Raw genomic sequence first — 13,732 nt, forward strand, 5'->3', positions numbered from 1 at the left:
AGGATATTCAATGGCACAACTGATCAGTCTGTCGCGCGCCGCCCGTCTGGTGGGCGTGAAGCGTGCGACCCTGCAGAAACAGATCCGCGCCGGCGAGCTGCACACCTTCGAGGGCGAGCTGGACCTGAGCGAGCTGCTCAAGGTCTATCCCAAGACCGACCTCGACGCCAGCGGCATGGTCGAGCGCGCCGACCGCATCATCGAGAATGCCTTCGGCAAGGTGCTCGACACCAAGGACCTGCCGGACGCCGAGGTGCTGGCCACGCGCGTCACACTGCTCAGTCACGAGCTGGGCACGGCGCGGGCGCGGGTCAACCGCTTCAACAAGCTGGTCAATCGTATCAGTGACAAGCTGGATACGCTGGAACGCGCCGTCGACAGCCCGGCCGTGCAGGAATTCCGCCAGTGGCTGGAGTCCGAGATCGACGAGGTCCAGACCGCCCGCGGCCTGCACGAGGAGGTGCTGGCCACCGATACCTTCATGCGCCTGCTGGCCGCCCATGTGCAGCTCAAGCCGAGCGGCCATGATTTCTTTCTGAACGGCAGCGAAACATTGCTGCATGCCGGCCTGCGTTCGGGCATGCAGCTCAGATACGGCTGTACCGACGGCAGCTGCGGCCGCTGCCGGGCCAGGCTCATCAGCGGCGAGGCCAAGCGGGTGCGGGCCTGGGCCGAGTGCCTGTCGGAAGACGAGCTGAGTGAGGGTTATGTGACGATGTGCACGCACACGGCCATGACCGATGTGCTGCTGAAGGTCGATGAGGTCACCAAACCCGAAGAGATCGAGAGCCAGACACTGCCTGCCACCCTGCGCCGGGTCGACGACCTGGGCCAGGGCATGGTCGGCCTGATGGTGAATCCGGCCGAGCCGCACCGGCTGCAGTTTCTCTCCGGTCAGTCGGCGCTGCTGCGCATCGACGAGGCCGAGGCCAGCTATCCCATCGCCAGCTGTCCGTGCGACGAGACCCAGATCGAGTTCCATATCAACACTGCGGACGACAATCCGCTGGCCGCGCGCGTGGCCGCGGGGCTGGACGATGTCAAAACCCTGGAGATGGAAGGCCCGCGTGGCGGCTTCGTACTCAATCTCGAATCTGTGCATTCGCTGGTGTTCATCGCCTGGGACCGTGAATTCGCTTCCATCAAGAGCCTGATCGAGCAGGCGCTGGCGCTGGACGTGGCCGAGCAGATCTACATCTACTGGGTGACCACAGACGGCAGCAAACCCTACCTGCACAACCTCTGCCGCGCCTGGCAGGACGCCATCGACAATGTGAATTATGTGCGTCTGGAGGCCGATCCGTCGGTCTATGGCGAGGGCGCGCGCGATGGGGTCGCCGACACCCTGGCCGGACTGGCCGAGCAGCACTACAACGTGAAGGTGTTCGATTTCTACATCGGCGGGCCGCAGGCCGTGGCCGAGGCCAGCCGCAGATACCTGATCGCGCGCGGGGTGCCGCCGGCGCAGGTGCGCACCCGGCACGACTGACGCGCGCAGGGGTCAGCTGCGGGTGACGGCGGCGTTGGCCAGGGCGTTGACCCGGACGCGGATGGCCTCGGGATCGGTGGTGTGAATCGACTCCCGGATCAGGATGCGCATGGCATCCAGCGCCTCAGCCACGAGATCCTCGTGTCCATGCTGGGCGGCGACCTTGTCCACGATAAGACAGGCTTCGTAGAGGCCTTCCTGGCGGCCGTCGAGGAATTCGTCCTTGCTCTGCTGGGTGTCGGTCCCCGCCGCCGGGGCTTGCCCGTCAGGCTCGAGATCGATGATGGACGCGTTGTGTGATGGATTCATGATCGGTTGTCTGTGTTGTGAATGGCGATCAAGTCCGGCCGAATCCCTTCATACGTCTGAGCAACCGGATCCCCTACCTTACGCCAATCCGTCAAATTGTCCAGCGTACGACCGGCGTGAAGCTGCATCAGGCAGGGTATTCAAGTGTAGATCAATGCCCGGATAAGCCAAGGCCGCCCGCACCGGGATCCGCAAGCATCTGATCCTGCGGTAGTATAAATATCATATAATTACAATATCATGATATGGCGCGGTGGCTGGAACCTGCCTCAGACGGTATCCATCCCCAGCAGGCCGCGCAGGTGTGCGGCCACCGAGCGGCCGAGCGCGGACAGGGCATAGCCCCCCTCCAGGCAGGAGACGAGGCGCCCGCCGGCGTGCGCCTCGGCCACCGCCCTGAGTTCGCAGGTGATCCAGTGGTAGTCGGCCTCGGTGAGCATGAACTGGGCCAGTTCGTCCTCCACATGGCCGTCGAAACCGGCCGAGATCAGCAGCAGCTGCGGGCGAAAGGCGTCCAGCGCGGGTAGCCAGCGCTCGCGGATGGCCTCCCGGAAGGCATCGCCGCGGGTGCCGGCCGGCAGCGGCACGTTGACGATGTGATCCGCCCGGGTTTCGGCGCCGGTGTGCGGATAGTAGGGATGCTGGAAGCTGGAACACAGCAGCACCCGCGGGTCATCGGTGAAGATGTCCTCGGTGCCGTTGCCATGGTGCACATCGAAATCGGCGATGGCCACACGCTCGAGCTGATGTTCGGCCAGGGCGTGGGCGGCGGCGACAGCCACATTGTTGAAGATGCAGAAGCCCATGGCGCGGTTGCGGGTGGCGTGATGACCGGGTGGGCGCACACTGCAGAAAGCGGCGCTGGCCTCGTCCCGCATGACCAGATCCACGCCCAGGATCGCCGCGCCCGCCGCGCGTCGGGCGGCCCTGAGTGAATGGGTATTCATGCCGGTATCCGGATCCAGCGCCCGATTGCCCTGCTCCGGTGCGGCGTCGAAGACGGCCTGCACATAGGCCGGATCGTGCGCCCGGCCCAGCTGCCCGGGTGTGACCAGCGGCGCGTCAAAGTGGCGCAGGGCCGGGTCCAGTCCGGTGGACAGCAGGTAGTCGTTGATGGCCAGCAGACGCTGCGGGCTTTCGGGGTGCCCGGGGCTGTTCTCGTGCAGCAGGCAGTCGGGATGCGAGATGAAGGCGATGGTCATGAGTGCCAAGTCTGCGCCCGGTGCACCGATCACTGCAACCTGGCTGTTAGACAGATACCTTTATAGTCTAGGCTTCAAGTATCGCCATCTGCAGGTGGAATAATGGGTCCGCATTACCTCAACCGACTGTTCGCCCCCAAGAGCATCGCCGTGTTCGGCGCTTCCGATCGTGCCGGCTCGGTGGGCAGCATCCTGTTTCGCAACCTGCGCGAGGGCGGGTTCAAGGGCGCGCTGTATCCGGTCAATCCAAAGCATCACAAGGTCCAGGCGCAGAAGGCCTACAAGACCCTCGCTGCCATCGGCAAACCGGTGGACCTGGCTGTGATAGCCACCCCGGCGGCGAGCGTGCCCGGCATCATCGCCGAGTGCGGCGAGGCCGGGGTGCGCGCCGCCGTGGTCCTGTCCGCCGGCTTCGGTGAGGCCGGCGCGGGGGACGCGGGCGAGCGGCTGCAGCGCGAGCTGCTGGAAGCGGCACGCCAGCACGGTGTGCGTATCCTGGGTCCGAACTGCCTCGGCATCATGCGGCCGGATGCCGGACTCAACGCCACCTTCAGCCACAACATCGCCCGCCGCGGCAAGCTGGCGCTGGTGTCCCAGTCCGGGGCACTGTGTACCGCCGTGCTCGACTGGGCGCAGGCCGAAGGCATCGGTTTTTCCGCCATGGTCTCGGTGGGCGATGCCGCCGATGTGGATTTCGGCGATCTGCTCAGCTACCTGGCGCTGGATCCCTGGACCCGCTCCATTCTCCTCTATGTCGAGGGTATCCGGGATGCGCGCAGTTTTCTCAGCGGCCTGCGCATCGCCGCGCGCATGAAGCCGGTGGTGGTGGTCAAGGCCGGCCGTCATGCCGGCGGCTCGCAGGCAGCCATGTCGCATACAGGTGCCATGATCGGTGGCGACGATGTCTTCCATGCCGCGCTGCGCCGGGCCGGTGCCGTGCGTGCCTACACCATCAAGCAGTTGTTCAACGCCGCCGAGATCCTGGCCGGTGGTGAACGCCGCCTGCGCGGCAACCGGCTGGCCATTGTGACCAATGGCGGTGGTCCGGGTGTGATGGCCACCGACCGCGCCGCCGAGCTGGGCGTGGAGCTGGCCGAACTCGGCCCCGCCACCCTGCAGGCCCTGGACCAGGCGCTGCCTGCGCACTGGTCCCACGCCAACCCGGTGGATGTACTGGGCGATGCCGGTCCTGAGCGCTATGGCGATGCGGTCGGCGCCTGTCTCCGCGATCCGGGCGTCGACGGCGTGCTGGCCATGCTCACGCCCCAGGCCATGACCGATGCCGAGGGTGCCGCCGGGGCGGTGATCGAGGCGGCCCGCACGGGCAGCAAGCCGCTCATCACCTGCTGGATGGGCGGGCCGCACGTCGCCGGCGCTCATGATCTGTTCAATCGCCAGGGCATTCCACACCTGGAGACCCCCGAGTCCGCCGTGGAGGCGTTCGCCTATCTGGCCAGTTACCGGCGCAACCAGGAGCTGTTGCTGCAGGTGCCCGGCCCTCTGGGACAGCGCAGCCGACCGGACGTGGAAGGCGCGCGTCTGATCATCGAGGAGGCCCTGAGCACGGGCCGCGACAGCCTCAGCATCCTGGAGACCAAGGCCGTGCTGCGCGCCTTCGGCCTGCCGGTGGTGCCGACCATGGAGGCCGCCACCGCCAACGACGCCCTGGTGGCCGCCGAGACCCTCGGCTTTCCGGTGGCATTGAAGATCAACTCGCCGGACATCAGCCACAAATCGGATGTGGCCGGTGTGCGCCTGAACATCACCAGGGCGGTCGATGTCCGCAGCGCCTTCAATGATCTGCTGGAGACCGCCCGCAGCCGACGGCCGGATGCGCAACTCAGGGGAGTGACGGTCGAACCCATGTACCGCCGGGCCAACGGCCGCGAACTGCTGGTCGGGGTGGTGCGGGATCCCGTGTTCGGCCCGGCCATCAGTATCGGTGCCGGCGGCACCATGGTCGAGGTGATGGAGGACCGCTGCGTGTCGCTGCCGCCGCTGAACCGCTTCATCGCCCGCGGCATGATCGAGCGCACCCGCGCCTGGAAGATGCTGCAGGCCTGGCGTAACCTTCCCGCCGTGGATTTCACCGCCCTGGAGGACGTGCTGCTGCGCGTCTCCGAACTGGTGTGCGAGCTGCCGCAGCTGCGGGAGCTGGACATCAATCCCCTGATCGTGGACGAGCAGGGCGCGCTGGCCGTGGACGCGCGCCTGGCCGTGGCCTATCCCCCGGGCGGCGCCCGGCGCTATGCCCACATGGCGATCCACCCCTATCCGGTGGATCTGGAAACCAGTGTCCAGCTGGCCGACGGCACCGACGTGACCCTGCGCCCGATCCGGCCCGAGGACGCCGACATCGAACAGGATTTCATCCGCCGGCTGTCACCGCAGTCGAAATACTTCCGCTTCATGCAGGCGCTGCAGGAACTCACACCCGAGATGCTGGTGCGTTTCACCCAGATCGACTACGACCTGGAAATGGCGCTGATTGCCGTGGTCGGGGAACAGGGCCGCGAGCGCGAGATCGGCGTGGCGCGCTACAGCACCAACCCGGACGGGCGCAGCTGCGAGTTCGCCATCGTGGTGGCCGACGATTGGCAGCACAAAGGCGTGGGCAACCGGCTGATGGCGCGGCTGATGGAGATCGCCCGTGACCGCGGGCTGGAGGAAATCGAGGGCGAGGTGCTGGCCGCCAATCAGGAAATGCTGAGCATGGCCGCCAAGCTGGGCTTCAGGGTCAGCGTCAGCGAGGAGGACCCCAAGCTCAAGCATATCAGCCGGCGGTTGTAGCGCCTGCGTCCGTGGTCACTCCTCCACCGCGCGATAGGCGGCATAGGTGTAATATTTCGGCCGCGAGTCCAGCCGGGCATGCAGCCAGTACACCCCCAGTCCTGAGGTGCTGAGCCACAGCGGGGAATCGGAAAGCCGCTGGGAGACCGCCTCGCCGATCCGCCGCCAGAAGGCATCCCGCTGGCCCGCGGGTGCTTCCCGCACGAAGCTGAGCAGATGCGCATAACAGGCATTGGGCGGCACTGGGCAGGGGGCGACCAGCCGGGCGTCGCCGCCGAGGTTGCTGAACTCGGCGATGGCATCCTCGCCGCAATGCCGGTCGAACTGCGCGGCAAAGGCGCGCGGGTCTGCGTTTGTGCCAACCAGCGACGGCGCCTCCACGCAGACAAACTCGAACGGCCGTTCCAGGCCGGCGTGTGTAACCGCGGGCGTCTCCCAGAAACAGGCGGCGAAGGGCGCCTCTGCCAGCGACTGGTTGAACTGCGCGCGGAAGGTGGCATCGGCCTGCCACAGGGAAATCACCTGCTGCCAGGACAGCGCTCCGCTGCCGGCACGCAGCCGGGTCTTGCGTACCCGGCCGTTATCCTCGGCCGTGGTGTGAAACCGAGAGTCCGTCATGGCCCCGCGTCATTCCGCCTGCATCTGCCGTCAGGGTGCGTGTTCGGAGGACCGGGCCACACTAGATTGCGGTACCGAACAGCGAACCCACACCGGCGGTGGCCCCCATGGCCAGCGCCCCCCAGAAGGTGACCCGCGTTGCCCCGATCAGTCTGGGCGCGCCGCCGGTCTGCGCCGCCAGGGTTCCGAGCACGATGAGACAGACCAGGGAGCTGACAGTGACGAGCGCGATGAGCTGCTCCAGGGACGCCAGGGCGGCCGCGAGCAGCGGCAGGCCGGCCCCCACGGTGAAGGAGGCCGCCGAGGTCAGCGCGGCCTGGATCGGCCGGGCAGTGGCCACCTCGGAGATACCGAGCTCATCCCGGGCGTGGGCCGCAAGGGCATCCTTTTCCATCAGCTGCCCGGCGACCTGGCGGGCGAGTTCGGGGTCCAGTCCGCGGTCGATGTAGATCTCGGCCAGTTCCCGGTGTTCGTACTTGCGGTTCGTGGCCAGTTCCCGGCGCTCGCGCTGCAGGTCGGCCTGTTCGGTGTCGGACTGGGAGCTGACCGAGACATATTCGCCGGCCGCCATCGACATTGCTCCGGCCACCAGCCCGGCAACGCCTGCAATCAATACCTGTTCATGCGTGGCCTGCGAGGCCGCCACGCCGACGATCAGGCTGGCGGTGGAGACGATGCCGTCGTTGGCGCCCAGAACCGCCGCCCTGAGCCAGCCCACATGCCGGGTGCGATGGTGTTCAGGGTGGGGCATGGCAGGGCCTCCGATTCGTAACCATGAACATAAGCCGGGGGCTGCAGGTCGATCAGCCGGCGATGTAGTGTTCGAGCTGCTCGATGATGAACTGCTGTTCGGCGATGATGGCGTTGACCAGATCTCCCATGGAGATGATCCCGATCAGGCTGCCGTCCTCGAGCACCGGCAGGTGGCGGATGCGCCGTTTCGTCATGATGGCCATGGCCTCGTGAACGGTCTGGCCGCCGTGGGTATAGAGGACATGGCGGGTCATGATGTCGCTGACGCGGGTGCTTTTCGAGGCGCGGCCCTTGAGGATGACCTTGCGGGCGTAGTCGCGCTCCGTGAACAGGCCGGCGATCCTTGCCTCATCCATTGCCACCAGCGAGCCAATCTCCTTCTCCGCCATCAGGTAAATGGCGTCATAAACCGTTGCCTCCGGATGAATGGTCCATACCTGATTACCCTTTTCCTCCAGCAGCTGTTTGATGGTCTCCATACGGGAACCCTCCATACGCGGGCGTGCCGATATACTGGCAAGCATAGTCCCCCGCGCAACTGAATCCACCCACGGCGGGGTTGAATACAGATGTGACTTTGTTCATACAGGGTTCAGTGAACCCGGCCGATACTGGAAACATACTAACGTTCTCATTAGTAAGGGGGAGGCCGGTATGGAACACCTGACCACACTCGGCCTGCGCCTGGCGCTGCTGGCGCTGCTTGGACTGATCGCGAGCGGCTGCGCGCAGCGGCCGGTCGTGCCGGAGCCGGGCGCGGCGCTGCCCCAGGGGCATTACGATTCCCGACCGCAGCCGCAGCAGCGCCGGCAGCTGGTCGCCCATGCCGAACGGATGCTGGGCACCCCCTACCGCTATGGCGGGGCAAGCCCGCGGCAGGGCTTCGATTGCAGCGGCCTGGTCTATTTCAGCCACCGCCAGCTGGGTATCGAGGTGCCACGGACCACGCGCGGTCAGCGCCGCCACAGCCGCGCGGTTTCCCTGCAGGCCCTGCGCCCGGGCGATCTGGTGTTCTTCGATCTCACCGATGCCAAGACCCGCCATGTGGGTATCTACATCGGCGGCGGCCGGTTCATCCACGCGCCTTCCTCGGGCAAGCGGGTGTCGGTGGCCAGCCTGGACAATCCCTACTGGCGTCGGTACCTGGCGGGGGCGGGCAGTTTTCTCTAGCGATCCGCGATCCTCCGTGCCGGTCCAGGGTAATGGTCCATACCGGCGCATCGGGCTGCTGGTGTTGACCGTGGCCTTCGTCTATCCCCGACTCTGAGTCGCTTCGGCCAGGAACAGTGCCGTGACCCGGTCCATGCTGGCGATGTGCTGAAACATCCAGGCGGGGAACACCTCGTACAGGTAGTGCCGCAGGGCCGACAGGTCACCGTCTGTCTGCCAGTCCGCGATGATCTGTTCCAGTTCGGCCCGGACCCGGTCATGCTCGCCCTTGTGGATCGGATAGACCGGAAAACCGTAGCGGCGCATGAGTTCCTCCTCGCTGGAGAAGTGAGTGCGCAGATGCTCGAGCAGCGCCTGCAGCCGGTGGTCCAGCGCGTGCCTGGCCTCGGCGTATGTCCCTGTCTGCGGCAGCAGCACGAGCAGTTCGTTCAGCATGTCGATCTCGTCTTCGTGCACCGCGTTCATTTCGGCGAGTGCCACCCTGGGCAGATCCTCATGACGCAACAGCCGGGGCGGGTGCGGCTCCCGGGGGGTGGGTGCATTCTGTGCCATTTGAGCTTCCTCCGCGTTCGTGCCTGGCGGCAAGGGCCAGGTCAGTGCGGACATGCTGCACCCCGGATCGCCGTGGGGAACTGACAAAGGTCAAGGCGGGGACGCGATGAGGCTCCTGGATCCGGTCTGGGCAGCTGTGCGCGCCCGTCGAGTCACCGCTGTACCGGCGGTATTCCGGCAATGGAACGTGAACAGCTGCCGCATTCTTGACGAGTGCGGAGCGGCTGGCGGCCTGATTCCATGATGTGAGTCGGGTTAATGCCCGGCGGAGTCGGATAAGCAATTAACCGGCAAGGGTTTCCTGTTTCTGTTGCCGGAAACGATAAAACTGGAATGCGACTTGCACAACGAGCTCAGGATCCCGGACATTGAACGGGATCGGCAATGGCAAGCCAATTTTCATGGGAACGACACAGTGAACCAGAGACGACATCAGCGACAACTGACCTGGCTGCGGGCCCTGGCGGCGGTCGCGGCAATCGCCTTTCTCCAGACGGCATGGGCCGGACCGGGAGTGAGCTATCAGGTCTTACCGGCCAAGGTGGTCTCGGAAAGCGGGATGACCGAGATAACCCTGATGGTCGAACAGCCGAGCGGACGCACCTGGATGCTGAGTCAGCAGGGGGGAGGCTCGCCCACCTGGCAGCCACTGTCCTACGGCGAAGGCCAGGGCCTGACCACGGCCACCATCCCACGGCCCGCCCCCTACGAACCGCAGGACTAGGCATCAATCCGGCAACCGGATATCGCCACATGGCTGGTTGCCGGGTTGATATGCGCTTTCACTTCGACTGACACGGCTGAACGCCAGTGCCCGCCAGCGTCGGCGAACGGCACAGGCTGCCGATAACCTGCTTCCAGTGCGGTGGTGCATCCGCGCTCCAGACGGCCTCGTGCAGGCGCTGCAGGGCGGGCGCGTCCTGCGCCAGCCAGTCGCGCTGCCACCGCTCCAGGGCCCGGGGGCCACCCGTCCGGCACTGCTCGACCAGCACCGCGCGGATCTCCCCCCTGCCGGCCAGATCGCCGCCGCGCCGTGCCAGTTGCCGGTGCAGGGCATTGCGCCAGGGATCGACGATCGCCAGCTCGAAGGGTGACAGCCCATCCGCTTCCGGCAGTACCGGGCGCTCCAGCCGGGTCAGGACAGGCGGTGGACGCGATTCCTCAGGCGCGAGCATGAGGCGGGAACGACGCAGGGCCAGGCCGTTGCGAAAGCGGCTCAGCCAGACCGAGATCGGCGCGGCGAAGATCAGCGGCAGTGCAATGGGCAGGGACCAGAACACGAACAGCGGCTTGAGCCAGAAGGCAAACCCCGCCCAGGCCAGGGCCAGCAGACTGCCGGGCGCGTGATGCCGCAGCGCCGCACGCCAGCGCAGTTCCTCGGTACGGTTCTGACCGGCCCACTGGATTCCCAGATTGAACAGGGTCTCCACCACAAAGCGTGAATGCGCCAGCATTCGGATCGGTGCCAGCAACACGGAAAGCAGCAGCTCCAGCCCCGCACTGAGGAAGATACGGACAGTACCCCCCATCGCCCGCAGGCGCGGCCGGTCCAGCATCAGGTCGATCACTGCCAGCAGCTTGGGCATGAACAGCACGAACAGCACGCTGGAGACCAGGCGCAGCGCCCACTGGGGCTGCCACTGCGGCCACAGCGGATGCAGCTGGTGCGATTCGGGAAAGTAGTCCACCGGCCAGAAAATGAACTGGGTGACCTCGGCAGTGGCCAGCACCAGGAACAGGAACCACAGGGGTGAGCTCAGGTAGGCCATGATGCCCTGGGCAAAGGCGAAACGGTGGGCCAGGCGCATCCCCGGCCGGAACAGGAAGTGCAGGTGCTGAAGATTGCCGTAGGCCCAGCGCCGGTCGCGCGTCAGGTCGTCGATCAGGCTCGGTGGGGACTCCTCGTAACTCTGCGCCAGCTCCGGTTCAAGCCAGACCTCGTAGCCGGCGCGGCGCATGAAGGCGGCCTCGACGAAATCGTGGCTGAGCACGTTCCCGCCGAGAAAGCCCCGGCCGGTGAGCTGGCGCAGGCCGCAGTGCTGCATGAAGGGGGCGACGCGAATCACGGCATTGTGTCCCCAGAACACTGCATCGCCCAGCTGCAGCGAGGCCAGGCCGGCGGTGAACAGCGGGCCGTACAGATGATTACCGAACTGCTGCAGCCGGGCATAGGCGGTGCCGGCATTGACGATGCGCGGGCTGGTCTGCAGGATCCCGACATGGGGCGCAGCCTGCATCAGCTGTACCATGCGCACCAGATCGGCGCCGCCGACCAGGCTGTCGGCATCCATGACTATCATATAGGTATACCGCGCGCCCCAGCGGCGCAGAAAATCGGCGATGTTACCAGTCTTGCGGTTGAGGTTGATGCTGCGGCGCCGGTAGTGCAGCCGGCCATGGGCGTCGAGTTCCTCGCACAGGCGATACCAGGCCGTTTGCTCCTCCAGCCAGACATCCGGGTCGCGGCTGTCGGAGAGAATGAAGAACTCGAAGGCCTCGAGCCGGCCGGTGGCGGCGAGAATCCCGATAGGTTTCCCTCACGCCGGCAAAGGTGCGCTGCACGTCTTCGTGATAGATGGGAAACACGACGGCCGTCGGCGCGAGTTCGCAGTTATCGAGCCAGGCCGGCGGGTAGCGCGCGAGCAGGCTTCTGGAATCACCGCCGAGACGGCGGATGACGAAACCGAACGCGGCCATCCAGAAACCGATGGAGATCCAGCCGAAGAGCACGGCGAACAGTGCCAGCAGCCCCTGTTCGAGCAGGGTGGAACCCTGGTAGGGAAGTACGCCCAGCATGATATAGGTCGCACCCGCGGTCTGGGCCGTGACCAGCAGCAGCATCAACAGCCGGCGCAGGATGGCGGCGGCGTGCCAGTTACGGGCGGCGCTGCGGATACGCTGAGACGAGGTGGTCATGCCGGGTCCGACCGGGAACCGGTCAGCGAATGGCGGGGTAGCCGAGATGGCCGCGTTGCAGGGGAGGAGCAGGGGCGGGTTGTGGGAGGCGCGACTGTCCGGGCGACAGCGCCTTGCGGGTGAGCCGCGCCGGATTGATGCCGCCCTGGCAGTCCAGGATCTGCTGCATCCAGGTGCGGACCTGTTCGCAGGCCGCCTGCGGTTGGAGTCCCGAATGACACAGATAGCAGTACAGGCGGTTGACGGCCTGGATGCAGGGCTCTTCGTTATACGGGATCATTTGCCGTTTCCTTTGATGTCGTTTTCCGTTGGCAGCGTATAGGTCCAGGTCTCGGACAGCTGGGTATCGTCGCGTTTGAGATAGGCGCGCAGTTCCAGCGGCTTGCCCTCGGCCGGGCTGGCCAGGATGGACAGACGCCAGTGGCCGGTCTGCTCCACGTACTCGACATACCGTTCCAGAACCTTGCCGCCGAGCATGGCGCTGACCTCGGCGGTGACCGGGGCGTCGGCGCCAAGCCCCTGCAGCGGCCCGCCCTTGAAGTCGGCGATCAGCCGGTAGGAATTCTTCACATTGCCCCCACCAAGGATATCACCGAGCCCGACAAAGGTGCTGGACACCCGGGCGAGCGGGTGTTCGAGTGACAACTGGCGGCCCAGATCGATTTCGTAGCCGAAGTCGAAGCGTTTGCCGCCGGCCACCGTGTTCGGCGGCGACCAGAAGGCGACGATGTTGTCGTTGGTCTCGTCACTGGTCGGGATCTGTACCAGCACGATGCGGCCGTCACCCCAGTCCGACCGGGTTTTCACCCAGGCGTCCGGCCGCCGTTCATAGTCCGCTTCCGGATCCTGGTAGGAGGCGAACTCGCCGTCGCGCTGGAACAGCCCGAAGGCACGCACATCCCGGGTCGAGAAACTGAAGGTCTGCAGCTTGGTCGGGTTGATCAGCGGACGCCACAGCCATTCGCCGCTGCCGTCATGGATGAGCAGCCCGTCCGAGTCGTGCACCTCCGGTCGCCAGTTGCCGCGCGGCCGGGCGGTGTTCTCGCCGTAGAAGAACATGCTGGTCAGCGGCGCGATGCCCAGCAGCTCGATCCGGTCACGGGTGAACAGGGTGGAATTGACCTCGACCCGCGTCGGCTGACCCGGATGGATAGTGAATTCATAGGCACCGGTGACGCGCTTGCTGTCGAGCAGGCCGTAGACCTTCATGTTGCTGGCCTTCGGGTGCGGACGAATCAGCCAGAACTCCCGGAAGATGGGAAACTCCTCGCCCGACAACAGCCCGGTGTCGAGCGCCAGGCCGCGTTTGGACAGACCGAAGTGATCGCCGGTGCCGACGCCGCGAAAGTAACTGGCGCCTGCGAACACCAGAAACTGGTCCTGCACGCCGGCCTTGTTGATGGGGTAGGTCAGCTTGAAACCGGCATAGCCGAGATCGGCCGGTATCTTTTTTCTCAGTGCGTCATCGCCGTAGGTGAACAGTTCCTTGCGGAAAGGCAACTGATGCACGCCCTCGGCATCGACGATGTTGATTCTGACCGGCAGCCTGTAGGTGCGGCCGGCGGGGACCAGCATGACCTGGAACCGGGTCCTGCTCTTCGACCAGAGCTGCTGGGCGGGATCGAAACGGATGCTGCGGAATTCATCGTAACTGAGGTCCTGCATGAAACCGGGGATGGCCTCGGGTGCCTGGTAGGGCTCGGCGGCCAGTTTTTCGGCCCTGGCGATGACATCCTGGAGTCCGAAGGCCGACGCCTGGAGGGACAGGCACAGGCCCATGAGGAGCACGGTCGTTCTGCATACCCTGAGAGGGATTCTGAAGGTTTTCATAATAATTCTAATGTTATACCAGGTAACAGTGGATTCGGCAGGGCGATCAACATATATACGGGGCGCGGACAATGCAAGCCGGCACGGGGAGGGCGCCCGTGGA

At 65.6% G+C, this 13,732-nt stretch carries 13 protein-coding genes; 4 read left to right on the top strand and 9 right to left on the bottom strand.

All coding sequences use genetic code 11. The annotated features are described in order from the left end of the window. Positions 1–10 precede the first annotated feature (10 nt). Positions 11–1,489: a 2Fe-2S iron-sulfur cluster-binding protein gene (locus D6C00_RS08710; protein WP_125181364.1), complete on the top strand. Its 1,479-nt coding sequence runs from the start codon at positions 11–13 to the stop codon at positions 1,487–1,489. A 12-nt stretch (positions 1,490–1,501) separates the two neighbouring features. On the opposite strand, the gene D6C00_RS08715 is transcribed toward D6C00_RS08710, so the two are convergent. Together D6C00_RS08715 and D6C00_RS08720 are read right to left on the bottom strand one after the other, a co-directional pair. After that, on the bottom strand, positions 1,502–1,798 hold the full coding sequence (locus tag D6C00_RS08715; protein WP_125181365.1) for a hypothetical protein: 297 nt from the start codon (positions 1,796–1,798) through the stop codon (positions 1,502–1,504). Between the two features lie 269 nt (positions 1,799–2,067). Then, on the bottom strand, positions 2,068–3,000 hold the full coding sequence (locus tag D6C00_RS08720; protein ID WP_125181366.1) for a histone deacetylase family protein: 933 nt from the start codon (positions 2,998–3,000) through the stop codon (positions 2,068–2,070). 102 nt (positions 3,001–3,102) lie between these two features. Here D6C00_RS08720 and D6C00_RS08725 point away from each other — a divergent pair, with 102 nt between their 5' ends. Then, positions 3,103–5,790 carry a bifunctional acetate--CoA ligase family protein/GNAT family N-acetyltransferase gene (locus tag D6C00_RS08725; RefSeq protein ID WP_125181367.1) on the top strand — a complete coding sequence of 896 codons (2,688 nt, stop codon included), beginning with the start codon at positions 3,103–3,105 and terminating at the stop codon, positions 5,788–5,790. Positions 5,791–5,805: 15 nt separating this feature from the next. Here the strand turns inward: D6C00_RS08725 and D6C00_RS08730 are convergent, their stop codons facing one another. The 3 genes from D6C00_RS08730 to D6C00_RS08740 form a co-directional block, all read right to left on the bottom strand. Then, on the bottom strand, positions 5,806–6,408 hold the full coding sequence (locus D6C00_RS08730; RefSeq protein WP_125181368.1) for a DUF6940 family protein: 603 nt from the start codon (positions 6,406–6,408) through the stop codon (positions 5,806–5,808). 61 nt (positions 6,409–6,469) lie between these two features. Further along, positions 6,470–7,159: a VIT1/CCC1 transporter family protein gene (locus tag D6C00_RS08735; protein WP_125181369.1), complete on the bottom strand. Its 690-nt coding sequence runs from the start codon at positions 7,157–7,159 to the stop codon at positions 6,470–6,472. A gap of 52 nt (positions 7,160–7,211) precedes the next feature. Beyond that, positions 7,212–7,640, bottom strand: a complete 429-nt coding sequence (locus D6C00_RS08740) for a CBS domain-containing protein (protein ID WP_125181370.1) — start codon at positions 7,638–7,640, stop codon at positions 7,212–7,214. Between the two features lie 175 nt (positions 7,641–7,815). Between D6C00_RS08740 and D6C00_RS08745 the strand changes: the two genes are divergently transcribed. Beyond that, positions 7,816–8,331: a C40 family peptidase gene (locus tag D6C00_RS08745; protein WP_125181371.1), complete on the top strand. Its 516-nt coding sequence runs from the start codon at positions 7,816–7,818 to the stop codon at positions 8,329–8,331. Between the two features lie 81 nt (positions 8,332–8,412). Here the strand turns inward: D6C00_RS08745 and D6C00_RS08750 are convergent, their stop codons facing one another. After that, positions 8,413–8,883: a bacteriohemerythrin gene (locus tag D6C00_RS08750; protein WP_158675369.1), complete on the bottom strand. Its 471-nt coding sequence runs from the start codon at positions 8,881–8,883 to the stop codon at positions 8,413–8,415. 415 nt (positions 8,884–9,298) lie between these two features. Between D6C00_RS08750 and D6C00_RS08755 the strand changes: the two genes are divergently transcribed. After that, positions 9,299–9,607, top strand: a complete 309-nt coding sequence (locus D6C00_RS08755) for a hypothetical protein (protein ID WP_125181373.1) — start codon at positions 9,299–9,301, stop codon at positions 9,605–9,607. Between the two features lie 58 nt (positions 9,608–9,665). Here D6C00_RS08755 and mdoH read toward each other — a convergent pair whose 3' ends face one another. The 3 genes from mdoH to D6C00_RS08770 form a co-directional block, all read right to left on the bottom strand. After that, complete coding sequence (mdoH, locus tag D6C00_RS08760) at positions 9,666–11,411, bottom strand: glucans biosynthesis glucosyltransferase MdoH (protein ID WP_125181374.1); 1,746 nt, start codon at positions 11,409–11,411, stop codon at positions 9,666–9,668. A gap of 410 nt (positions 11,412–11,821) precedes the next feature. After that, complete coding sequence (locus D6C00_RS08765; protein WP_125181375.1) at positions 11,822–12,079, bottom strand: hypothetical protein; 258 nt, start codon at positions 12,077–12,079, stop codon at positions 11,822–11,824. Then, complete coding sequence (locus D6C00_RS08770) at positions 12,076–13,629, bottom strand: glucan biosynthesis protein G (RefSeq protein WP_206609535.1); 1,554 nt, start codon at positions 13,627–13,629, stop codon at positions 12,076–12,078. Before D6C00_RS08770 ends, D6C00_RS08765 begins: the two co-directional genes overlap by 4 nt. Positions 13,630–13,732 lie beyond the last annotated feature (103 nt).

This window comes from Thiohalobacter thiocyanaticus (genome assembly GCF_003932505.1).
In the GTDB taxonomy this organism is placed as follows: domain Bacteria; phylum Pseudomonadota; class Gammaproteobacteria; order Thiohalobacterales; family Thiohalobacteraceae; genus Thiohalobacter; species Thiohalobacter thiocyanaticus.